Source organism: Achromobacter sp. 1011811831, assembly GCF_059760905.1.
The window spans coordinates 14560-36622 of the sequence record NZ_JCBANG010000068.1 but is presented as its reverse complement, the minus strand read 5'-3'; the positions used below and the strand labels follow the sequence as shown (position 1 = coordinate 36622).

The 22063-nt window shown below is 68.1% G+C and carries 17 protein-coding genes; 10 read left to right on the top strand and 7 right to left on the bottom strand.

Annotation, left to right across the window (positions count from 1 at the left end; genetic code table 11):
• Window positions 1–381: MASE1 domain-containing protein (locus tag AC6LJ9_RS22175; protein WP_498149215.1), on the bottom strand; the 381-nt coding region annotated here is incomplete at its 3' end.
• A 304-nt stretch (window positions 382–685) separates the two neighbouring features.
• On the opposite strand from AC6LJ9_RS22175, the gene AC6LJ9_RS22170 reads away from it, so the two are divergent.
• Window positions 686–1372, top strand: coding sequence for a peptidoglycan DD-metalloendopeptidase family protein (locus tag AC6LJ9_RS22170; protein ID WP_498149219.1), 687 nt, complete (start codon window positions 686–688; stop codon window positions 1370–1372).
• 49 nt (window positions 1373–1421) lie between these two features.
• Here the strand turns inward: AC6LJ9_RS22170 and AC6LJ9_RS22165 are convergent, their stop codons facing one another.
• Window positions 1422–2321 (bottom strand): LysR substrate-binding domain-containing protein, encoded by a 900-nt coding sequence (locus tag AC6LJ9_RS22165; RefSeq protein WP_498149214.1) that lies wholly within the window; start codon window positions 2319–2321, stop codon window positions 1422–1424.
• Between the two features lie 120 nt (window positions 2322–2441).
• Between AC6LJ9_RS22165 and AC6LJ9_RS22160 the strand changes: the two genes are divergently transcribed.
• From AC6LJ9_RS22160 to AC6LJ9_RS22150, 3 genes are read left to right on the top strand one after another with little or no spacing between them, the layout of a single operon-like run.
• Window positions 2442–4073 carry an FAD-dependent monooxygenase gene (locus AC6LJ9_RS22160; RefSeq protein WP_498149213.1) on the top strand — a complete coding sequence of 544 codons (1632 nt, stop codon included), beginning with the start codon at window positions 2442–2444 and terminating at the stop codon, window positions 4071–4073.
• A gap of 30 nt (window positions 4074–4103) precedes the next feature.
• Entirely contained in the window at window positions 4104–5426 is a 1323-nt protein-coding gene (locus tag AC6LJ9_RS22155) for an MFS transporter (RefSeq protein ID WP_498149212.1), read from the top strand.
• A 34-nt stretch (window positions 5427–5460) separates the two neighbouring features.
• A complete protein-coding gene (locus AC6LJ9_RS22150; RefSeq protein ID WP_498149211.1) occupies window positions 5461–6162 on the top strand; it encodes an SDR family NAD(P)-dependent oxidoreductase in 702 nt (233 codons plus the stop codon).
• 3 nt (window positions 6163–6165) lie between these two features.
• Here AC6LJ9_RS22150 and AC6LJ9_RS22145 read toward each other — a convergent pair whose 3' ends face one another.
• The 3 genes from AC6LJ9_RS22145 to AC6LJ9_RS22135 form a co-directional block, all read right to left on the bottom strand.
• Window positions 6166–6921 (bottom strand): amino acid ABC transporter ATP-binding protein, encoded by a 756-nt coding sequence (locus tag AC6LJ9_RS22145; RefSeq protein WP_498149210.1) that lies wholly within the window; start codon window positions 6919–6921, stop codon window positions 6166–6168.
• Complete coding sequence (locus AC6LJ9_RS22140) at window positions 6918–7577, bottom strand: amino acid ABC transporter permease (protein ID WP_498149218.1); 660 nt, start codon at window positions 7575–7577, stop codon at window positions 6918–6920. The genes AC6LJ9_RS22145 and AC6LJ9_RS22140 overlap by 4 nt, the downstream gene beginning before the upstream one ends.
• A 105-nt stretch (window positions 7578–7682) precedes the next feature.
• Window positions 7683–8465, bottom strand: a complete 783-nt coding sequence (locus tag AC6LJ9_RS22135) for an amino acid ABC transporter substrate-binding protein (RefSeq protein ID WP_498149209.1) — start codon at window positions 8463–8465, stop codon at window positions 7683–7685.
• A 198-nt stretch (window positions 8466–8663) separates the two neighbouring features.
• Between AC6LJ9_RS22135 and AC6LJ9_RS22130 the strand changes: the two genes are divergently transcribed.
• From AC6LJ9_RS22130 to trhA, 4 genes are all read left to right on the top strand, one after another.
• Window positions 8664–9740, top strand: a complete 1077-nt coding sequence (locus AC6LJ9_RS22130) for a P1 family peptidase (RefSeq protein WP_498149208.1) — start codon at window positions 8664–8666, stop codon at window positions 9738–9740.
• 317 nt (window positions 9741–10057) lie between these two features.
• Window positions 10058–10687: a Vps62-related protein gene (locus AC6LJ9_RS22125; protein ID WP_498149207.1), complete on the top strand. Its 630-nt coding sequence runs from the start codon at window positions 10058–10060 to the stop codon at window positions 10685–10687.
• 11 nt (window positions 10688–10698) lie between these two features.
• On the top strand, window positions 10699–16962 hold the full coding sequence (locus AC6LJ9_RS22120; protein ID WP_498149206.1) for an FG-GAP-like repeat-containing protein: 6264 nt from the start codon (window positions 10699–10701) through the stop codon (window positions 16960–16962).
• 86 nt (window positions 16963–17048) lie between these two features.
• Window positions 17049–17681, top strand: coding sequence for a PAQR family membrane homeostasis protein TrhA (gene trhA, locus AC6LJ9_RS22115; RefSeq protein ID WP_498149205.1), 633 nt, complete (start codon window positions 17049–17051; stop codon window positions 17679–17681).
• A 52-nt stretch (window positions 17682–17733) separates the two neighbouring features.
• On the opposite strand, the gene AC6LJ9_RS22110 is transcribed toward trhA, so the two are convergent.
• Entirely contained in the window at window positions 17734–18207 is a 474-nt protein-coding gene (locus tag AC6LJ9_RS22110; protein WP_212314931.1) for an Lrp/AsnC family transcriptional regulator, read from the bottom strand.
• A gap of 140 nt (window positions 18208–18347) precedes the next feature.
• Here AC6LJ9_RS22110 and kynU point away from each other — a divergent pair, with 140 nt between their 5' ends.
• Window positions 18348–19598, top strand: a complete 1251-nt coding sequence (gene kynU, locus AC6LJ9_RS22105) for a kynureninase (RefSeq protein WP_498149204.1) — start codon at window positions 18348–18350, stop codon at window positions 19596–19598.
• Between the two features lie 73 nt (window positions 19599–19671).
• On the top strand, window positions 19672–21078 hold the full coding sequence (locus AC6LJ9_RS22100; RefSeq protein WP_498149203.1) for an amino acid permease: 1407 nt from the start codon (window positions 19672–19674) through the stop codon (window positions 21076–21078).
• Here the strand turns inward: AC6LJ9_RS22100 and AC6LJ9_RS22095 are convergent.
• The gene (locus tag AC6LJ9_RS22095) at window positions 21026–21979 is read right to left on the bottom strand and encodes a LysR family transcriptional regulator (protein WP_498149202.1); all 954 of its coding nucleotides are present in this window, start codon (window positions 21977–21979) and stop codon (window positions 21026–21028) included. The genes AC6LJ9_RS22100 and AC6LJ9_RS22095 overlap by 53 nt on opposite strands.
• Between the last annotated feature and the right edge of the window lie 84 nt (window positions 21980–22063).

The following is a 22063-nucleotide window of genomic DNA, read 5'->3' as shown; positions in this document are numbered from 1 at the left end:
GGCCGCGCCCGCGACGGCCCCGGCCAGCAGCGCCGCCACGAAGCCCACGTCGCCCTCGCGCGGCGTCAGGCGCTGCACGGTCCAGGCCGCCAGCAGCGAGGACAGCGCCGCCGTGATGGCGAACACCAGCGCGGTGGCGGCCTGCCCGCGCCAGATGAAGGTCAGGATGAGCTGCGCGCAGAACAGGCCAGCCATCAGCATCGGCCAGTGGCGGCGGGCCGTCAGCAGGTAGGCGCCCACCGCCACGCCCGAAGGCAGCCAGACGAAGCTGGCATGGCTGACCGGGTCGTTGAACAGATGCGAGAACGCGGCGCACAGCAGATAGGGGATGGCCCAGAGCAGGCAGAGCGGCTGGCGTGGTCGGGTGTCGGGCTGGCCCATGGCTATCCTTGCGAGCGATCGTGTCTTATTGGTCTATTACGGCGAGATTGCGTCCTCTCCCCATTTTGCGCGTTATACACGGCCTTGGGGGGAAGCGTGCGGTGGGCGGGCCGCGCCGGCGTCCTAAAATCTTGGTACGCTAAGGCCTGCCTGCGTCCAGGGGCGCGCCCCGTGCGGGGTGCGCCTCCGGTTCCACATCCGCCTTCGCCGCCCGTCTTCAGTGCCCTTGCCGACCGCTCTGCATCCCGCCTTTTCAGCGCCCGTTTCCGATCGGGCCAGTCCTCATCCGCGCCTGGTTTCCTGGATACGCGTTGCCTGCGTGGCGGCGCTGCTGGCCTTGCTGGCGGCCTGCGGCACGACCAAGGTACAGCCGGGCTACTACCGGGTGCAGTCGGGCGACACGCTGACGCAGATCGCGCGCAAGCAGGGCGTCGGCGTCAGCGACCTGGTGCGCTGGAACAAGCTGTCGAATTCCAACGCGATCGAAGTCGGCCAGACCTTGCGGGTCGAGGCGCCGGCCGGCCAGCAGGCCACGTCCCAGCCCAGCCGGGCGCGCGCCAAGCCGTCGGGCGGCGGACGCCAGGCCACGGCGCAGCCGACGCGCCGGCGCACCGCGCCGCCGGGCGCGATCTCGCTGGTGTGGCCGGCCCAGGGCAAGGTGACGCGTGGCTACGACGGCTCGGCCTCGAACGGCATCGTGATCTCCAATGCCTCGGGCACCTCGGTGGTGGCCGCGGCCGCCGGCACCGTGGCCTATTCGGGCAGCGGCCTGCGCGGCTACGGGCACCTGGTGATCGTCAAGCACAACGCCAGCTTCCTCAGCATCTACGCGCACAACAGCAAACTGCTGGTCAAGGAAGGGCAGCGCGTGACCCAGGGCCAGAAGATCGCCGAAATGGGCAATAGCGACAGCAAGCAGGTCGGCCTGTATTTCGAGCTGCGCTACGACGGCCAGGCGGTGGATCCGGCCGGCTCGCTGCCGCCGCGCTGAACGCGCGGCCCGGGCGTCTTGTCGGCGTTTGCCTGAGCGCCAGCGGGCGCTAACGCTTGCGGATGTGCCCGGCGGCGCGCCGCAGCAGCGTGCAGTAGTGTTCGGCCGCCGGCGTCAGCGGCAGTCCGGTGCGCTGGACGATGCACACGGGCGGCGCGGGCAGTTTCTCCCTGACCTTGATTTCCTGGAATGTGTCCCGCAGCAGCGGGTAGCGCAGCCATTGGACCGGCAGCATCATCAGCAGGTCCGAGCTGGGCAGCGCCGTCAGGAAGGTCAGCGCGGATTGCGCCCGCATCGCCAGCTTCGGCGCGGGCAGGCCATGCTTCTCGAACAGCGGGCCCAGTTCTTCCTCGGCCTTGTGGGTGATGGACGTGGTGATCCAGTGGGCGTCGGCCAGCTCGCGCAGCGATTTCGCCTGCGCCAGCGGATGGCCCTTGCGGCCCAGGATGACGCGGGTATTGTCGAACAGCTTCTCGACCCGCAGCTCGCCCGGCACGCGCGCGGGCGCCGGGCCGACGTAGAAATCCATGGAGCCGTCCAGCAGCGCGCCCTCGACCAGCGGATAGACGCCGTCGACGACTTCGAGGTGGATGTCGGGAAAGCGCGCGCGGAACGCCGGCAGCACGTCGGGGAATAGTTCCAGGTGCGGGGCGGTGGACATGCCCAGCGTGACGCGTCCGTTGACGGCCCCGCGCAATTGGCCCGCCTCGTCGCGGGCGCGCTGGATCTCATGGTGGATGGCGGTGGCGCGGCGCAGGAAGGCCTGCCCGACCGGCGTGAGCTGCACGCCCTTGGCGTGGCGCTCGAACAGCGCCGCGCCCAGTTCCTTTTCCAGTTCCGCGATGCTGCGGGAAATGGCCGGCTGCGCCAGCCCCAGGTGGCGGGCCGCCGCCCGCACGCCGCCGCGTTCGGCGACGGCCAGGAAATCGCGCAGCGCGTTCAGCTTCATGGTCAGAGTGATACAGATTTGATATCGGCCTGGAAATTTTGCCATCTTTTTGTATCGATGGGGGCTATCTAAGATACGCCGCAGTCCCGCAACATAGCGGGCGACCAGGGGGACGGCAGGGTGGAACAGCAAGCATCGCCACGGGTTCTGATCGTGGGCGCCGGGCCGGCAGGCCTGAGCCTGGCGATCGAGTTGGGGCAGCGCGGGATCGCCTGCCTGGTGGTCGAGCGCAACGACCGGGTGGGATACGCGCCGCGCGCCAAGACCACCAATGTCCGCACGCGCGAGCACTTGCGGCGCTGGGGCATCGCGGACCGGCTGCGGGCCGCCTCGCCGCTGGGCGTGGATTACCCGTCCAATGTGGTGTTCTGCACGCGCCTGGCCGGCTTCGAACTGGCCAGGCACGAGAACGCCATGTACTGCGCGCCCGGACGCAATCCGCTGTATTCCGAACATGCGCAATGGATTCCGCAATACACGGTCGAGGGCGTGCTGCGCGAGCATGCGCAGTCGTTGCCGGGCGTCGAGATCCGCTTCTGCTGCGAACTGCTGGACCTGAGCCAGGACGCGGACGGCGTGCGGGCCAGGCTGCGCGATCTGTCGGGCGGCGCGGAATCGTCGGTCCGTGCCGACTACCTGGTTGGCGCCGACGGCGCGCGCAGCCGGGTGCGTGACCTGATCGGCACCCGCATGCTGGGTGAGTACGGCCTGTCGCGCAACCGCAATATCGTGTTCAGCGCGCCTGGCCTGGACCGCGCGCACCGCCACGGGCCGGCCATCATGTACTGGCAGGTGAATCGCGACGCTCCCAGCCTGATCGGCCCCATGGACCGGGGCGACACCTGGTTCTTCATGCCCACGCACGTCGATGCGGCGCGGCAGGCGGGTGTGGCCGATGAGCGGGCGTTGATCGCGCGGGCGACGGGCATAGACCTGCCCTATCAGGTGCTGAGCAGCGACGAATGGGTCGCCAGCAAGCTGTTGGGAGACCGCTACCGCAAGGGGCGGGTGTTCCTGGCGGGCGACGCCTGCCACCTGCATCCGCCCTTCGGCGGCTATGGCATGAACATGGGCATCGCCGACAGCGTCGACCTGGGCTGGAAGCTGGCCGCCGTGCTGCAGGGCTGGGCCGGACCGGGCCTGCTCGACAGCTACGAGGCCGAGCGCCGCCCGGTGCATCAATGGGTGATGGACGAGGCCGAGCGCAACCACGCGGTCCTGGGCAACCAGCTGCTGGCCGACGGCATCGAAGATGACGGCGAGCGCGGGCAACGGATCCGGCGCGAGGTTGGCGGGCGCATCCAGGCCGCCAAGATGCGCGAGTTCGCGACCCTGGGCGTGGTGCTGGGCTACCAGTACGAGGATTCGCCCGTGATCACATACGAGTCCGGCCCGCGTCCGGAGCCGGACTTCATCAACTACGTGCCGACCTCCAGGCCGGGCGCGCTGGCCCCGCATGCCTGGCTGCACGACGGCAGTTCCCTGTACGACCATTTCGGCCAGGGCTACACGCTGCTGGCGGCCTCGGCGTCGCTGGACGACATCGCGGCGGCCCGGGTCGATGCCCGGCGCGCGGGCATCCCGCTGACCGTGATCCAGCCCGCCGAAGGCGCGATCGCGAGCCTGTATCCGGCCCGCCTGACCCTGATCCGCCCCGACCAGCACGTGGCCTGGCGCGGCGATGCCTGGCCGGGCGCGGGCGTGCTGGACCGCGCCTGCGCACTATCACTTCACCAACAACCAGGCGCATAGCCCCCAAGCCGGAAGCACGAGGAGACAACCATGCTGCGAAACGAAGACATAGCGGGGGCGACGCAGGCGGTCGCCCTGTTCAGGAACCGGGTGCTGCCGCTGCTGTTCGCGGGCTACCTGCTCAATTTCCTCGACCGCACCAACATCAGCTATGCCCAGCTGCAGATGGGCGCCGACCTGGGCATCTCGCTGGCCGCCTACGGCCTGGGCGCGGGCCTGTTCTTTTTCGGCTACGCCAGCGTCTGCGTGCCGGCCAACCTCGCGCTGCAGCGCTTCGGCGTCCGGCGCTGGCTGGCGTTCATGTTCCTGGCCTGGGGGCTGGTGTCCTGCCTGATGGCGGCGCTGCAGGGCGTGACGTCGTTCTACGTGTTGCGCTTCCTGCTCGGGGTCGCCGAAGGCGGCTTCATCCCCGCCGTGAACTTCTACCTGGCATCGTGGATCCCGCCGCGCTTTCGCAGCCGGATCAACGCCGTGTTCATCATGGCGCTGCCGCTGGCCATGATATTCGGCGGCCCGCTGGCCGGCGTCCTGCTGAAGATCGACCTGGGCATGCAGGGCTGGCGCTGGCTGTTCCTGCTGGAGGGCCTGCCGACCGTGTTGCTGGGCCTGCTGATCCTGCGCTTGCTGCCAGCCACGCCCGAGGAAGCCCATTGGCTGAGCGACGCGCAGCGGCGCGGCCTGCGCGCCGTAATGGAGGCCGAGGCCGCGCCGCGCCAGCCGGCCGGGAGCCTGCCCTGGACCCACGGCTTCGCCGTGTTCCGCCAGCCCTTGCTATGGGGCCTGCTGCTGATCCTCCTGAGCGCCTATGCGGCCACCTTCGCGCTGGCGTACTTCCTGCCGACCATCCTGAAGAACCTGTACGGCATCACGCCGCTGGAAATCGGCGCGCTGCTGATGATCCCGAACGTGGTGGCGCTGGCCTTCAGCTATGTGGTCGGGCGCAGCAGCGAGCGCAGCGGCGACATCCGCTGGCACCTGGCCGTGGTCTGCCTGATCGGCAGCGGCGGCTTCCTGCTGCTGCCCGTCGCGGCGACCGTGTCGCTGGCGCTGTTCCTGGCCGCGGTGTCCATCATCACCGGCTACACCATCGCTTACTACGGGCCGCTGAACACGGCGTTGCAGAACCGCATCGGCGCCCATGCCGGACCTCTGGCGCTGGTCACGACCATCGGCTCGCTGGGCGGCTTCTTCGGTCCGACGCTGACCGGCTGGGTCATGCAGGCGACCGGCGGGCAGTGGGCGCTGGCCGCGCGGATATTCGCGCTGACGACGCTGGCCAGCGCCGCGCTGGCGGTCGTCTGCGTGCGCAATCTCGGCGGCGCGCATCGGGCGGCCGCGTCATCGCGCGCCTGAACGCGCGCTTCGGAACAGACAAGGAGACAGGACCATGGGCAAGGATAAAACCCGGATCGCCGTCGTCACCGGCGGCGCCAGCGGCATCGGCGAGGAGTGCGCGCGCCAGTTGCGCGACCAGGGCTGGCGCGTCGTCGTGTGGGACCGCCACGCGACGGGTGGCGAGCCGCCGGTGGACGTGGCCGACTACGCCTCGGTGGCGGCCGCCGCGTCCCGGTTGAATGGAGTCGACCTGCTGATCAACGCCGCCGGCATCGCCGGCAGCCGCGATCCGGTCGCGCGCAAGGATCCCGCCGAATGGGCTCAGGTGATGGCGGTCAACCTGAACGGCACGTTCCACTGCGCGCATGCGCTGTATGAAGCGCTGCGCGCGCGCGGCGGCGTGGTGGTCAACATCGCGTCGGTGGCGGGCATGGTGATGATGAAGGGCCGCGCCCACTACGCGGTGTCGAAGGCGGGCGTGGCGACCTTGACGCGCTCGCTCGCCAATGAGTGGGCCGAGGATGGCATCCGCGTGATCGCCGTGGCGCCGGGCTACGTCAAGACGCCGATGATCCAGCGGTCGATCGAGGCGGGCGAACTGGACGAGCGCAAGCTGGCGGCCATGCATCCGCTGAATCGCCTGGCCACGACCCAGGAGATCGCCGCTGCTATGATCGCGCTGGCCCAGCCGCCATTCCTGTTCATGACCGGCGCGGTCGTCACCATCGACGGCGGCATGACGCTGGGCAAGTAGGCCTCAGCCGCCCGCTTCCTGCGTCAGGGTGGAGATGAAGGTGGCCGTGCGCGGGTCGCGCGGCTGCGTGAACACGGTCTTGGACGAGCCGGACTCGATCACCGCGCCGTCCAGCAGGAACACCACTTCGCGCGACACGCTGGCGGCCAGGCGCAGGTCGTGCGTGGCCATCAGCATGGTCATGCCTTCTGCGGCCAGCTGGCGCAGCACCTCGACCACCTCGGCGGCCAGGCCGGGGTCCAGCGCCGAGGTCGGCTCGTCGCACAGCAGCACGCGCGGCGCCGGCGCCAGCGCGCGGGCGATGGCCACGCGCTGCTGCTGGCCGCCGGACAGGTTGGCCGGCCAGGCGTCGGCCTTGTCCTGCATGCCGACCTTGCGCAGCAGCTCCTCGGCGCGCGCGCGGGCGCGGTCGGCGGACCATTTCTGTACCGTGACCAGCCCTTCCATGACGTTGCCGATCACGGTCTGGTGCGGGAACAGCTGGAAGTTCTGGAACACCATGCCGGTCTGCTTGCGCACGCGCAGCACCTGCTCGCGGCCCAGTTTCTGGCCGGGCTGGAACTGCACGGTCTCGGGGCCGATGGACAGCGTGCCTCGGTCGGGCGTCTCCAGCAGGTTCACGCAGCGCAGCAGCGTGCTCTTGCCGCTGCCGGACGGGCCGATCAGCGCGGTCACGCTGCCTTCGGCGATGGCCACGTCCACCTGCTTGAGGACGGGATTGCCGCCGAAGGCTTTCTCGATCTTTTCCAGGCGGATCATCGGTTCTTCTCGGAAAACACGGCATGCTGGCCGAAGCGCCGCTCCAGGCGGACCTGCAGGGCCGACAGGACGGAACTGAATGCCAGGTAGATCAGCGCCGCCTCGGTGTAGAGGATCAGCGGCTCATAGGTGACGGCGGCGATGCGCTGGGCGGCCTGGAAGATCTCGGGCACGGTCAGCACAGCGGCCAGCGAGGTGTCCTTCACCAGCGAGATGAAGGAGTTCGACAGCGGCGGCACCGCCACGCGCGCCGCCTGCGGCAGGATGGTGCGGCGCAGGGCCTGCGCGCGCGTCATGCTCAAGGAATACGCGGCTTCCCATTGACCCTTGGCGATCGATTCGATGGCCGCGCGGATGACCTCGGAGTTGTAGGCGCCCACGTTCAGCGTGAAGCCGATCAGCGCGGCGGGCAGCGGATCCAGCACGATGCCGGCGCTGGGCAGGCCGTAGAAGATCACGAACAGCTGTACCAGCAGCGGCGTGCCACGCACCAGCCAGACATAGAAGCGCACCACCGTCACCAGCGGCGCCGGGCCGAACAGCCGGATCAGCGCCACCACGAAGGCCAGCGCCAGGCCCAGCGCGAACGAGGCCAGCGTCAGCGGCACCGTGAACACCAGGCCGGCATGCAGCAGCGGCCAGAACGAGTCCGCCATCAGCTGCGCCCAGGCCGGCGCCGCCCAGCCATTGATCTGCGCCAGCAGCGCGTCGGGCAGGGCGGCCTGCAACCAGGTGGGTAGCGTCATGGGCGGACCCGCGGCTTACTGCGCCGACACGTCGGTGCCGAAGTACTTGACCGAGATGGTCTTGTAGGTGCCGTCGGCCTTGATGTCGGCCAGGGCCTTGTTGATGGCGGCGACCAGCTCGGGGTTGCCCTTGCGCAGCAGCACGCCCGAGCTGCTGAACTCGGCGGCCTTGTCGGTGGCGGCGATCTTGACCTTGGCGTTGGGCTTCTGCTTCTTGAAGTCCAGGTACGACAGGTTGTCGTTGACCGTGGCCTCGACGCGGCCCGAGGTCAGCAGGTCGATGGATTCGTTGAAGCCCTGCACGGCGACCAGGTCGGCGCCGTGGCGCTGCGCCAGCTTGCCGAAGTTGCTGGTCAGCGTGTTGGCGGACTTGCGGCCCTTCAGGTCCTCGAAGGACTTGATGGTGGTATTGTCGTCACGCACGATCAGCACCGCGGCGGACGAGATGTAGGCGTCCGAGAAATCGTATTTGGCTTTGCGCGCGTCGGTGATGCCGACCTGGTTGATGACCGCGTCGTAGCGCTTGGCGTCCAGGCCGGCGATCAGGCCGTCCCACTTGCCTTCGACGAACTCGGCCTTCACGCCCAGGCGCTGCGCGATGGCGCGGCCGATGTCCACGTCGAAGCCGACCAGCTGGCCCGATGCCTCGTGATAGGTGAAGGGGGCGTAGGTGCCCTCGGTGCCGAACTTGAGCACGCCGGCGGACTTGATCTGGTCCAGGCCCGACTGGGCGTGGGCGGCGGAGAGGGCGGCGACCTGGACCAGGCCGGCGACGAACAGCGTACGGAAGAGTTTCATTGGCGATGCTCCACGGGTATTGGGGCCTGGAGGAGCGGCCTGTGGTTCAGGGCGCACTCCAGCGTAGCCGCACTCTAACAATGCGTCTATTTTTCCACAAAGCATAAGAAATAGTGAAAATATAACTTCCAGATATAAAGAGAATCTTCGGAACCCCGGCTTTCCGGAACCACGCAGGCAGCACCTCAAGGAGACGATGTGGAACAGCGATTGAACAGGAGGAAGTTCATGATGGCGGCGGCGGGCGTGGCCGCGCTGGCGGGCAGCGTGCCCGCGCAGGGCGGAGGAGGACTACGGCTGACGCCGGGCGGCGGGTCGATCACCCAGGTGCCGGGGCTGAAAGTCGGACACTACACGGACACGCGGCGGCCGACCGGCTGCACGGTGATCATCGCCGAGGCCGGCGCCACGGCGGGCGTGGACGTGCGCGGCGCGGCGCCCGGCACGCGCGAGACCGACCTGCTCAATCCGTCCAACATGGTCGAGAAGGTGCACGCCGTGATGCTGGCCGGCGGCAGCGCGTTCGGCCTGGACGCGGCCGGCGGCGTGATGCGCTATCTGGAAGAACGCAAGATCGGCTTCGACGTGGGCGTGGCCCATGTGCCCATCGTGCCGGCGGCGATCCTGTTCGACCTGGGCGTGGGCGACGCCTCGGTGCGGCCGGACGCGGCGGCGGGCTACCAGGCCTGCAAGTCCGCGAGCGCCGGCCCTGTCCAGGAAGGCAACGTCGGCGCGGGCGCCGGCGCCACGGTGGGCAAGCTGTACGGTCCGCAGCGCGCCATGAAGGGCGGCATCGGCAGCGCGTCGCTGACAGTGGGCGGCGTGACGGTCGGCGCGCTGATCGCGGTCAACGCGGTCGGCGACGTGCTCGATCCTGCCAACGGCCGCATCCTGGCCGGCGCGCGCACGGCGGACGGGCGCGCCTTGCTGGACACGCGCGCGGCGATCCTGGCGGGCGACCTGCCCAAGTCCATGCGCGCCGGCGCGGCCACCACCATCGGCGTGGTGGCCACCGACGTCAAGCTGACCAAGGCCCAGGCGCAGAAGATGGCGCAGATGGCGCACGACGGGCTGGCCCGCACCATCAATCCCATCCACACCATGCTGGATGGCGACACGATCTTCGCGCTGGGCACGGGCGTGTCGGACAAGGCCGCCAACGTGATGCTGCTGGGCGTGCTGGCCGCCGAGGCCACGGCGCTGGCGGTGCAGCGCGCGATCCTGGCTGCGCGCGCGATCGAGGGTTATCCGGCGGCGGTGGATTTCATCGGGTAGGCCCTGTTGCGCGGGCATGCGCGTCCGTCCCGGGCAAGTCCGCGGACGGACGCGATGCGGCCGCATTCACGTGGTGAGAATCCGTGAATGTGCTGGAAATCCACAGTCCGATTTCGATGGCGCTGGATTTTGCGTTTCCGCAAACTTATTCACAAATTGCTCTGTATATTGAACCGGCAGTGTCCTTTCTCAGGCTCGCTCTTCAGAGCTTGATTCTCCACCGCCCCGGCCAAAGTCCTGGCCCTGGGCGCGCAAGCCAAGCACTACCGCAATACCGCTCGTTCATGTGAAAACTTTCATTTTCTCGAGAGGTGTGTATGGCTGATTCTTTCTTGAACTTCATGTCCTGCCAGCAATTCGATGAGATCGATCAAGTAACGGACAAAGGATCGAAGGCGACGCTGGGGGTATCGTTCTGGCGGCCCTTGCCGCCAGACGGATGGTGCTATCTGGGCATGTACGCGACGCCGAACTACAACAACCCGCCTTCGCCTGCGGGCCCCATATGGGTCGTACAGGCCACGGAAACGCCAAGTACGGGCGAGGAACCGCCGCTGCCGCCGCCGCTGGCGCCGCCTACCCTGCTCGTGCAGGCCTGGACGTGCGTGGACGATGATCAATCGAGCAATCTCGGGATCTACAACTTGATGGCGCCACCCGGCTATATCGCGCTGGGCAGCATTGCTGTTCCGGATTTCAAGAGTCCGCCAGAGCCGGAAGAGTATCCAGAGCTGATGTGCGTCAGGCAGGATCTGTGCACGAAGGTCACGGTCGAGAGCGGCAACGTGGTCTGGACTGACAAGGGTTCGAAGGCTCCGCTGGATGTGACGGTCTGGCTGCTGCCCGGGGCCCAAACATGCTATGCGGTGGCGAACCAGTCGGGCGGCTATCCGGAGTCCTATCAGGTCTGGGATATCAAGGGCGCGCCCAATCAGATCCAACGCTGAGGCGACCCGTCATGGCTATCATCCCTTCCGCGGCGGGCATCCGGCAAGGCAGGTTCGAGGTGGACGCCAATGGGCAGGCGACATACGTATTGCCCATAGACGTGCCACCCGGTATCGCGGGCGCCCATCCACGCCTTGGCCTGGCCTACGGGCATCATCAGGGCAATGGCGTGGTGGGCGTGGGATGGAGCCTGGCGGGGCTTTCGGCGATCACGCGCAGCAAGGCGACGTGGGATGTCGATGGCTTCAACGGCTGCATCGACTACGGACTGGACGACAGATATGTGCTCGATGGGCAACGGCTGATCGCGGTGGACGGCCAGTATGGACAGCCGGGAACGGTGTACTACGCCGAAGTCCATGACTGGTCCAAGGCCGTGGCCGGGCAGACCCCGCGGGATGGCTTCGTCGTCTATCTGAAGAACGGGTCCAAGCGCGAGTACGGCACCACGCCGGATAGCCTCATCCTGGCCGGGAACAGCCAGCACGTGCGCGTCTGGGCCCTCGCGGCGACCGAGGACCTGCATGGCAATCGGGTCGAATACCACTACACCAAGACGCCGGTGGCGGCGAGCCAGGATACCGGTGCGTTCTATCTGTCACGCATCGTCTACACCGTGCGCGCGGATCTGACCGCCAATCGCCATGTCGACTTCACATATGGCCCGGAAGTCCGGCCCGATGTGCTGCGCACCTACCTGGGCGGTCATGCCGTCACTACGTCATACCGGTTGGCTTCTATCAGGGTATCGCTGGCCGGCAACATACCCGTGCGCACTTACGCCCTGGCCTACCGCCTTGGCGCCGTGACTGGCCTGAGCTGCCTGGAATCCGTCACGGCCATCGGCGCGGACGGAAAAGCGCTGGAGCTGGTCCGGGCCGCATGGCAGGACGTTGACAAGCCAGGCTTCAATGTCAAGCAACCCGCCAGTAAGTTGCTGAACGGCACCAGCGTATTGCAGACCATCCCGATGGATGTTGACGGCGATGGCATTACGGATATCGTTCAGATCAGCACGGACCGCAACGGCGTGTTGCAGGCCACGCCCTTCCTGGCAAGCGTGAAGGATGAGCAGACGCAGTACGCGGCCGGCACGGCGTGCCTGCTCGGGGGGTATCAGAAGGACCAATACCAGATCTTCCCCGGAGACTTCAACGGCAACGGCATGACGGATCTGGTCGTTGTCTATTCGCGGCAGGGGAAATTGGCCTTCGATCTGTTCCTGTCGACGGGAACGGGATTTGCGAAGCCGCAGACCACCGTGACATCGGACCCCTGGCAGCAGGGGTGGATCGATGTCTATGCCATCGACGTGAATGCCGACGGGCGCACCGATATGGTCGTGGCCTATCGCAATCGGTCGGGGCTGCTGGCTTTCGATACCTATCTGTCTAAGCCACAGGGCGGCGGCGTGGCCTTGAGCGCGACCGCGCTCACGACGGTCACGCAGTCGCAGGCGCCCGCGAAACGCGACGCGTTGCTGGCGTTCGATGTCAACGGCGACGGCATGGTGGACATGGTGCTGCTGTGGAACGACCGCAACCAGTTGCTGAATGCCACCTCCTTCGTCTCGCAGGGCGATCAAAGCGCCCCGAATGGCATCAAGCTGTTCTCCAAGGCGGTGTCCTCGAACCTGAACGTGTCGACGCTGCATCAGGTCGCGATCTTGCCAGCCGACGCCAATGGCGACGGGGTCGTGGACCTGGTCCAGGTCAGCCAGTCCTCGGCGGTGCTGAGCATCCAGTCGTTCCTGTCTGATGCGAACGGCGGTTTTGTGGCGCGGCCCGCCTCCACGTTTCCTGGGCAATCCGTATCGGCGTCCAGCCTGCTGCCGATGGGCGTGAATGGCGGCGCGCAGACTTGCCTGGTCAATTGCTGGCGGGATGTCGGCGGCGTATTGCACGCGACCGAATATGGCTCCATGCCCGACGGGCAATTCCGTCTGGTCGCCGAGATCAACACGGGGGGCGCCTTCGCCGCGCTCGCCAACCTGGTTGGAGACGCGAACGGAGATGGCAAGGCGGATCTGCTCTATACCTACCTGGACCGCCAGAACAGCGTGCAGGTGCAGCCCCTGACCTCCAACGGCAAGATTCCGGACCTGGTCAGGCAGATCAACAACGCGCTGGGTGGCGTGATTTCCATCACCTATTCGACCTTGAGCAATCCCGCGGTCTATCGTCCCGGAGCGCCGGCCGCCTATCCCAATGCCAGCGCGCGGCGCTACGTCGCCCATCTATCGCCGGCACAGTTCCCGACGCAGGAGGTGATTGGCCGGGCCATATGCGTGGTCTCGGGATACACCCTGTCCAGCGACGCAAGGATGAACCGCTATGCCTACAAGCGCCGCTTCGCCATGCAATACGAGGACGCGCGCATCGGACTGACCGGCCGGGGGTGGAAGGGGTTTGCCAAGGTGACCACCACGGACCTGGACACCGGCTTGCTGCGGGTGCAGCGCTATTTGCAGGATTTCCCGTACCAGGGCCGCCTGGCCGGCGAAAGCGCCGAAGTCGCTACGACCAGTTCCGACGGAAAGGTCACCGTGCGGCGCCTCGGCCGCACTGTCCACGTCTACCAGGCCGTGCAGCCGACGGCCACGGCCACGGTCAAGGTCCAGGAAGTCCGGAAGATGGGGGCCTTGGCCTGGCACTACGAAGGGGGCGCGCAGGACTACGCGGTGGCCACCAGCCATCGCTACGACGCCTATGGCAATCCAACTGGCAGCGTCTGGCATGGCTACGTGAGCTGGATCGATCCGGATGCCGTCAACCCGGTCGGCGCGTTTCCCGCCGTGGCGCCGCTGGCCACGGATGAGGTCGTCCACACGCATCGCCAGTTCCAGAATGACACCGCTGGCCCGCGCGGCCGCTGGGCGCTGGGCTATCCCTTGTTCGAGAAACTCTCGGCCAATGCCGGCGACGGCGATCCGTCTGTGTTCCGGCCCGGGGACTACCGGCTCACGGCATGCACCTACGCGCCGGGGACCTGCTCGGTGCGCAGCATCAGCCGCTGGGACAACATCAATGACGTGTTCCTGAAGACGCAACTTGAGCACGATGCGCGCGGCAATCTCACGGCCCAGACGCGCCCGGGCGGCGCGACGACGCGGTTCGAATACGAGACGGTCTACCACACCTATCCCGCGAAGATCATCGCGCCGGCCAACGAACAGGGGGTCTCGCTGACGTTGGAATGCGGCTACGACCCGCGATTCGGCAGCAGGGTGGCGGAACGCGATGCCAACGGCTTCACGCATATCGTGGCCCTGGATGGCTTTGGCCGCGCAGCGTGCCGCCAGGGGCCGGTGCCGGCGGGTTGCAAGCAGCGCGACGAGAACCGTGTGACGGCGCACGTCACCGGCACGCAGGCGTTCGGCCAGGCGGCCGTGCTGACGCTGGAGTCGCTGGATTACCTGAACGATGGCGAAGGCGGCTTGTACGCGCAGCGCGATGTCCTGCAGTCCTTTCCCGACGGCGGTCGGCCGGACACGGTGTGGGAACGCCACTATGTCGACGGCCTGGGGCGCGTGGCGCTTGCCGCGACGCAAAGCGGCCGCGCGCAAGGCAATATCGCCGTATTGACCACCTATACCGCTTGCGGCAAGCCTGCAAGCCGCAGCCTGCCGTTCTTCGCGGCGGACCTGACGAAGGCGGTGGCGCCGTGGAAAGTGACCTGGTCCTACGATGCGCAGGGCAGGCCGCTCAGGCAGGACACGCCAGTCGGCAGGAATGGCGGCGAGTCCTCGGTCACGACCTGGGAATACCGCGCCGGCCAACGGGAGATCGTCACGGAAGCGGCCGGCACGCCACAGGCCTATGTGCGGGAAACGGCGGCGCATTTCTTTCACGGCGAGTTGCGCCAGGTGCGCGCCGACGGCGGCGCCGGAGGCAGGGAGCAGACCCGGTTCGTCTACGACGCGCTGGGCCGGATGCTGCGCGCCACCGATCCCGCAGGCGTGGTCAATACCATCGGCTATGACTCGTTGAGCCGCAAGACGCGCTATGACAACCCGGACCAGAACACGACGGGCCACGGCTACGCCCTGAGCTACCTGCATGATGCCGGCACGGGCATGCTGGCGTCGATCACCGACGCGGCGGGCGGCATCGAACGCTACGCCTACGACGCGCTGGGACGCGTCACGCGCCGTGGCCTGTCCGACGGGCGCGAGATCCGGCAGACCTACGACGACGCCTCGGTCAATGGCAACGGCAAGCTGGCCACGGTGACGATCCTGGCGGCCGATGCGTCCACGGAGCTGTCGCGTCGCCACGCCTACGATTGCTATGGCAATACCTGCGGCGAAACCACGGAGATCGCCGGCGCGCCGGCGCCCTTCGTCATGGCCGCGACCTTCGATCCCCTGAAACGACGGGTGTGGCAGCGCTATCCGGACGGCAGCGCGCTGCAGCGGTATTACACCTATGGGGTGATGGAGTGGCAGAAGCTGGACGGCGCGCTGCTCTTCTATCCGCTGGAGCGGGCCTCGGCCACGGGCAATCCGGGCAAGGTGGACCTGAGCGAGCGGCTCAGCGCGGAATATAAGTACAGCCCGCTGGGCCTGCGCTACAGCGAACGGATCGTGGTGGATGACGACGCGCCCCGTTTGTCATTTTCGATGGAATACGATCCGCTCGGGCAGCTGCTGCGCGAAACCGAGAGCGTCATGCAGCGCAGCGAATCCTTCGCCTATGCCGACAGACGCCTGGTGGCGGCCGAGGTGCCGGGATTTCCCGGCGGCAATGGCCGTTATGCCTATGGCCCCGGCGGCGACCTGCTGTCCAAGGACGGCAGGCAGTATTCCGACTACAACGGTCATTTCGCGCGCTTGATCCGGGTGGGCGATGCGGTGGTCTGCCGCGCGACGCAGGATGCCTGCGGGCGCACCGCCAGCCTCGAGACCGATGGCGGCACGCTCTCATTCGGCTATGACGGGCTCGGACGCCTGGCGCGCGTGACGCGCAACAAAGAGCTGCTGCGGCGCATCTGGTCGGACGAACGCGGGCGGCGCGTGAAGGAAACGCGGGCCGACGGCAGCACGGTCTACTACGTGGGGCAGGCCTATCAGGAGCAGGTGGGCCGCGACGGCGAGGTCCGGGTCGTGAAAGCTATGGTCGACCGGCTGGGACAGGCCGCCTGCCTGCTGACCCGGGGCGGCGTGGTTCAGCGCTACTACTTGCGACGCGATCGCAAGGGCAACATCACGCATCGTTTCGACCAGAACGGCGCGCTGCTGTCCAGCACGGCCTACGACGGCTTCGGCCTGCCCTTGCCGGCATCGGGCGAGCTGTTACGCTACGAAGGCCGGATCTGGGACGCCGAGACAGGCCTGTACGATTTTGGCGCGCGCGGCTACGACCCCGCGGCCGGCAGGTTCCTGACGCCGGACACGCGGCTGGGATCAAGCCGTCCCGAACGCGCCGATGTCTGGAACCGCTATGCCTTCGAGCTCAATTGCCCGCTCAATCACATCGATCCGACCGGGCATTTCAGCTGGAGCCTGTTCGGGATGTACCTGGGCATGGCCGCCTTGACGGTGCTGGGCGTGGCCGCGTCGGCGGTGACGGCCGGGGCCTCCGATGCCGCCGTTGCCAGCCTGGACACGGCGGTCGAAGGCGATGCCGACATCGCAGGGGGACAGCTTGCCTCGGCCGCTGAGCGCCAGAGCGGCGCATCCCTGGCCAAGACCGTCGCCACCAAGATGATGGTGGGCGCGACCGGAGGCGCCGTCAGCGGCGCGGCGACCGGAGCGGGGACTTCCGGCCTGGACTACCTGGCGAAGGCGGGCGGAGCCTGGAACTGGTCGGACCTGTCGCGCGCCATGCAGACCGGCGCCACGTCAGGCGCCGTGTCGGGATGGCTCGACGGATTCGTGTCTCCGATCATTCCCGCGGCGACGGAGAACGGCATACTCAAGGTGCTGGCCGGCGCGGTCGTGAGTGCCGGGGCGGATGCCGCCGGGCTGGAGGCCGCGTCCTACGCGATGGATCATCAAGGCGCTTCGGGCGCGGAGCTGGGCCGGGAGATCTGGTCCGGGGCCGTCAAGGGCGTGGTGCATGAGAATGTCGACATGCTGATGGAGGATGACGAGGCGGAAGCGCCGCTTGGGGGCGCGCCGCGGCACTCCGTGGCCGACACTGGCGCGGGTCGAGGCGAGGGCTCGGGCTCCGCGCTGCGCGCCGCCCGCATCGGCGCCGTGGCGGGCATGGGCGGGGTCGGGGTCGATGTGCTCATGATGGCGACGCAGGGAGGCGGGGATTCCTCTGGCTGAGCGGCGGCCGGCCCGTTGACTTGGCCTTGTCACATGCGGGCGGCAGGATGGTCGAGCGCCGGCAGCGCGTCGGCGGGAGGCCATGCATGTACAAGGGTGAACGATTCAACGGCGCGACCCACCTGGCCGGCCTGGGGCTGGCCGTGGCCGCGTCGGGCGCGCTGCTGTCGCGGGCCGCCACGGTCCAGGCCGACGCGGTGCAGCTGACCGCCTGCGCGGTGTTCGCGGCGTCGATGATCGCTGTGTATGCCTCGTCCGTGCTGTTCCATTGGACGCGCGGGCGGCGCAAGGCCTTCTGGGCCAAGGCCGATCATTGCGCCATCTATCTGCTGATCGCCGGCACCTACACGCCGCTGGCCTTCGTGCCCGAGCCCGACGGAATGTCCATGGCGGCCGGCGCGGGCATCTGGCTGCTGGCCCTGGCCGGCATCGCCCGCGAGCTGTGGTGGTCGTCGCGCGGCGCGTCGCCGGCGCTGCCGCTATACCTGGGCATGGGCTGGCTGGGCGTGGCCTTCGCCATCCCCATCGCGGGTTCGCTGTCGACGGCGGGCCTGGCCTGGCTGCTGGCCGGCGCGGCGGTCTATTCCGCCGGCACCGTGTTCTACGCCAACAGCAGGCGCTGGCCGCACGCGCACGGCATCTGGCATCTGTTCGTGATGGGCGGCACGGCCTGCCACTTCGTCACGGTGTTCGGCTTCCTGCGGCAGGGCGTCGTCTGAGCCCGGGATGCCGGCCGGGAGCGAGGCCGGGCAGGGGGAGCCGGGCAGTGCGCTAGCGCCAGCCCGCCAGCGGCAGCATGCCGCTGCGATCCTTCACCTTGCGCATGACCAGGTGCGAGCAGATGTCGCGCACGCCGGCGATCTTGCTCAGCTTGTCTTCCACGAACTGAGAGAAGGCCGACAGGTTGCGCGCGCGCACCGTGAGGATGTAGTTGGACGCGCCGGTCACGATGCTGGCCTCGGTGATTTCGTCGTAGAGCGCGATGCCGGCCAGGAATTCCTCGTGCCAGCCGCTGCGCGACTGGTCCAGCGCGACGTGGACGATGGCTTCCAGCTCGAAGCCGAGTTTCTCGGCGTCCAGCACGGCGCGGTAGCGCTTGATCAGCCCGCCTTCCTCCAGCGCCCTGACGCGGCGCAGGCAGGCCGATGGCGACAGCGATACCTGTTCGGCCAGCTCCTGGTTGCTGATCTGGCTGTTCTCCTGGAGGCGGCTCAGGATGCGCCGGTCTATCGCGTCGATCTGCATCGTGCAATCCAATCCGAATATTTTCTACTGAACGCAATTTACTGCGAAATTCTAGGGTAAGCCACGCCCGGATTTGCAACTTTTCGGCGGATGGGCGCTGCTAGTATGTACGCAGAATTTTCGTCTCCAGGAGTGTTTTCATGCATACCCGCGAAGCCTGCGTCGCCGCAGACCGCCTCGACCCGCTGGCATCCATCAAGAACCAGTTTGACCTGCCGCCCGGCGTGATCTACCTGGATGGCAACTCGCTGGGCGTGTTGCCCAGGACCGCGGCGGCGCGCGCCGCCGACGTGATCGGCAAGGAGTGGGGCGCGGGCCTCATCCGCAGCTGGAACACGGCCGGCTGGTTCGACCTGCCCGCCCGCCTGGGCGACAAGCTGGCGGGCCTGATCGGCGCCGGCAAGGGCGAGGTCGTCATCACCGACACCACCTCGCTGAACATCTTCAAGGCGCTGGCCGCCGCGCTGCGCATCCAGCAGCAGGCCAGGCCGGGCCGCCGCGTGATCCTGTCCGAGCGCGACAACTTCCCGACCGACCTGTACATGATCCAGGGCATGATCGACCTGCTGCAGCAGGGCTACGAGATGCGCCTGATCGATGACGCGCTGCCGCTGGAGCGGGCGCTGGACGATTCCGTGGCCGTGGTGCTGCTGTCGCACGTCAACTACCGCAGCGGCCAGATGCACGACATGCGCGCGGTGACGGCGCTGGCGCACGAGCGCGGCGCGCTGGCGATCTGGGACCTGGCGCACGCAGCTGGCGCGGTGCCGGTGGACCTGCAGGGCGCCAAGGCCGACTTCGCCGTGGGCTGCACCTACAAGTACCTCAATGGCGGTCCCGGCGCGCCGGCCTTCATCTGGGTGGCGCCGCGCCACACCGACAATTTCTGGCAGCCGCTGTCCGGCTGGTGGGGCCATCAGCGTCCGTTCGACATGACCGTGGCCTACGAGCCGGCCGGCGGCATCCGCCGCTATCTGTGCGGCACGCAGCCCATCGTCTCGCTGTCGATGGTCGAGTGCGGCCTGGACATCGCCCACGCCGCCGGCATCGACGAAGTCCGCAAGAAGTCGCTGGCGCTGGGCGATCTGTTCATCGCGCTGGTCGAGGAACGCTGCGCCGGCCATCCGCTGACGCTGGCCACGCCGCGCGAGCACGCGCTGCGCGGCAGCCACGTCAGCTTCCGTCACCCGAACGGCTTCGAGGTGATGCAGGCGCTGATCGCGCGCGGCGTGATCGGCGACTACCGCGAGCCCGAGGTGCTGCGCTTCGGCCTGACGCCGCTGTACCTGGGCCACGCCGACGTCTGGGACGCCGTCGAGGTCCTGAAGGATGTGCTCGATACCCGCGCCTGGGACAAGCCCGAGTTCAAGCACCGCGCCGCCGTGACCTGAGCGCGGCGCCGGAACGGACCACGCAGGCCCCCGCAGAGGGGCCGCGCCCGCATAACAACACAAGGAGGAAGACATGTCGCAACCGCAAGGATTCGGCCGCATCGCCGAACGCGAGCAGGGCCTGAAGCGGCGCCTGAGTTCCGGCCAGATGAGCATGATCGCCATCGGCGGGGCCATCGGCACCGGCCTGTTCCTGGGCAGCAAGTTCGCCATCGGCTTCGCCGGCCCCAGCGTGCTGCTCAGCTACGCCATCGGCGGGCTGATCACGCTGCTGCTGATGGGCTGCCTGGCCGAGATGACGGTGGCGCATTCCACCTCCGGCTCCTTCGGCGCCTATGCCGAGCACTACATCGGCCCGCTGGCCGGCTTCCTGGTGCGCTATGCCTACTGGTCCTGCGTGGTGCTGGCGGTGGGCACCGAGGTCACCGCGGTGGCCGAGTACATGAAGTTCTGGTTTCCCTCGGTGCCCGGCTGGCAGTGGGTCTGCGTGTTCTCGGCCGCGCTGATCTTCATCAACGCCATGAGCGTGAAGGCCTTCGGCACGGTGGAATACTGGTTCTCGACCATCAAGGTCAGCGCCATCGTCGCCTTCATCGTGCTGGGCGCCTATGTGGTCTGGGGCAGCCCGGAGCACGGCGTGGCGCAGTACACCGCGCATGGCGGCTTCTTTCCCAACGGCGTCTGGGGCATGTGGATCGCGGTGGTGATCTCGATCTTCAGCTACCTGAGCGTGGAGATGATCGCGGTGGCGGCCGGCGAGGCCGAGGATCCTGAGCGGGCCGTGAAGCAGGCGTTCCGCGCCACCATCGTGCGCCTGGTGGTGTTCTACCTGCTGACGCTGGCGCTGATCCTGGCCATCGTGCCCTGGGACCAGGCCGGCAAGGGCGGCAGTCCCTTCGTCAAGGTGATGCAGGCCGTGGACATTCCCTACGCGGCCGGCGTGATCAACTTCATCGTGCTGGTGGCGGCGCTGTCGGCCATGAACAGCCAGCTTTACATCACCACGCGGATGATGTTCAGCCTGTCGCGCGCCGGCCATGCGCCGGCCGCGCTGGGCCGGCTCACGCGCGGCGGCACGCCGCTGAACGCGCTGCTGCTGTCGACCAGCGGCATCGCCATCGCCACCGTGCTGAACGTGCTGTATCCGGAGACCTCGTTCACGCTGATGATGGCCATCTCCATGTTCGGCGCGCTGTTCACCTGGATGATGATCTTCGTCACGCACTATTTCTTCCGCCGCCGCTGGGCGCGCGAGGGCGGGGCGCGGCTGTCGTTCCGCATGCCGGGCTTTCCGGCGCTGACGCTGCTGGGGGCGCTGGCCATGCTGGCGATCCTGCTCACCACCTATTTCACACCGGTCTTCAAGATGACGCTGGTGTTCGGCGTGCCCTTCCTGCTGGCGCTGTCGGCGCTGTACTACCTGCTGTTCAGGAAGCGCGGCGAGCAGGCGGCGTTGCGGGCGGGATTGGAGCGCCCGTGAGGCCGGCGCCGGCCTGGCGCAGCGCGACCAGCATGGCGCGGGCGCGGGCCGGCAACGAGCGCGATGCGTACACCGCGTGGACCTGGGGCGACACGCCCTGGGCCGAGGTCACGGTATAGGCCGGACACACGCGCACCAGCGTGCCGCGCGCGATTTCCGGCAGCGCGGCCCAGTCCGCCAGCCGCGCCACGCCCGTGCCGGCCAGCGCCAGCGCCATCAGGCTGCTGCCGGTGCTGACGCGCAGGGCCGGCTCCGCGTGCAGCCGCTGGATGCGGCCCTCGCCGCGCAGGTGCCAGTCCTTCAGCACGCGCGGGCCGGTGTGCATGATGAGGCGGTGGCGCACCAGGTCTTCCGGCTCGCGCGGCAGTCCCATGCGCGCCACGTAGTCCGGGCTGGCGCACAGCAGTCGCTCATAGGGCCACAGGCGCGCGCCCAGCAGCTCGCTGGAGGCGGGGAAGCCGCCGCGCACGGCGAAGTCCAGTCCTTCGGCGATGGGGTCGACCCATCTGTCGGTATAGCTGATGTCGATGCGCACGTCGGGGTACTCCTCGGCGTAGCGCCGCAGCACGGCCGGCAGCAGCGCCACGCCAAGCAGGTCGGGCGCGGAAAAGCGCAGCTGGCCCTGGGCGCCGCGCTGCGTCTCGCGCAGGGCTTCGCGCGTGCTTTCCTCCAGGCGCAGCAGGTCGCGCGCCGACTCGACATAGCGCTCGCCCTGGGGTGTCAGCGTCACGCTGGTCTTGCTGCGCGACAGCAGCTGCGCGCCCAGCTGGCGCTCAAGCGCCTGCACCGCGCGCGTGACGGCGCTGGGCGAGGCGCCCAGCGCGCGGGCCGCCAGCACGAAGCTCTGGCGCTCGGCCACGGCGCAAAAGACCTGGTGTTCCCATAGCGGGCCACGTTCCATGGCGCCTCCCTGATTGCGAATACCGCAACATGATATTGCAACGCTTGGCGGTCCGGCGCGCCTAGACTGCGCCCATCGACACTT

Bases quoted from the DNA above. Each gene is read 5' to 3' on its own strand.
- AC6LJ9_RS22165 (WP_498149214.1), bottom strand. From the start codon at position 2,321: ATGAAGCTGAACGCGCTGCGCGATTTCCTGGCCGTCGCCGAACGCGGC.
- AC6LJ9_RS22155 (WP_498149212.1), top strand. From the start codon at position 4,104: ATGCTGCGAAACGAAGACATAGCGGGGGCGACGCAGGCGGTCGCCCTG.
- AC6LJ9_RS22150 (WP_498149211.1), top strand. From the start codon at position 5,461: ATGGGCAAGGATAAAACCCGGATCGCCGTCGTCACCGGCGGCGCCAGC.
- AC6LJ9_RS22145 (WP_498149210.1), bottom strand. From the start codon at position 6,921: ATGATCCGCCTGGAAAAGATCGAGAAAGCCTTCGGCGGCAATCCCGTC.
- AC6LJ9_RS22140 (WP_498149218.1), bottom strand. From the start codon at position 7,577: ATGGCGGACTCGTTCTGGCCGCTGCTGCATGCCGGCCTGGTGTTCACG.
- AC6LJ9_RS22135 (WP_498149209.1), bottom strand. From the start codon at position 8,465: ATGAAACTCTTCCGTACGCTGTTCGTCGCCGGCCTGGTCCAGGTCGCC.
- AC6LJ9_RS22125 (WP_498149207.1), top strand. From the start codon at position 10,058: ATGGCTGATTCTTTCTTGAACTTCATGTCCTGCCAGCAATTCGATGAG.
- AC6LJ9_RS22120 (WP_498149206.1), top strand. From the start codon at position 10,699: ATGGCTATCATCCCTTCCGCGGCGGGCATCCGGCAAGGCAGGTTCGAG.
- trhA (WP_498149205.1), top strand. From the start codon at position 17,049: ATGTACAAGGGTGAACGATTCAACGGCGCGACCCACCTGGCCGGCCTG.
- AC6LJ9_RS22110 (WP_212314931.1), bottom strand. From the start codon at position 18,207: ATGCAGATCGACGCGATAGACCGGCGCATCCTGAGCCGCCTCCAGGAG.
- kynU (WP_498149204.1), top strand. From the start codon at position 18,348: ATGCATACCCGCGAAGCCTGCGTCGCCGCAGACCGCCTCGACCCGCTG.
- AC6LJ9_RS22100 (WP_498149203.1), top strand. From the start codon at position 19,672: ATGTCGCAACCGCAAGGATTCGGCCGCATCGCCGAACGCGAGCAGGGC.
- AC6LJ9_RS22095 (WP_498149202.1), bottom strand. From the start codon at position 21,979: ATGGAACGTGGCCCGCTATGGGAACACCAGGTCTTTTGCGCCGTGGCC.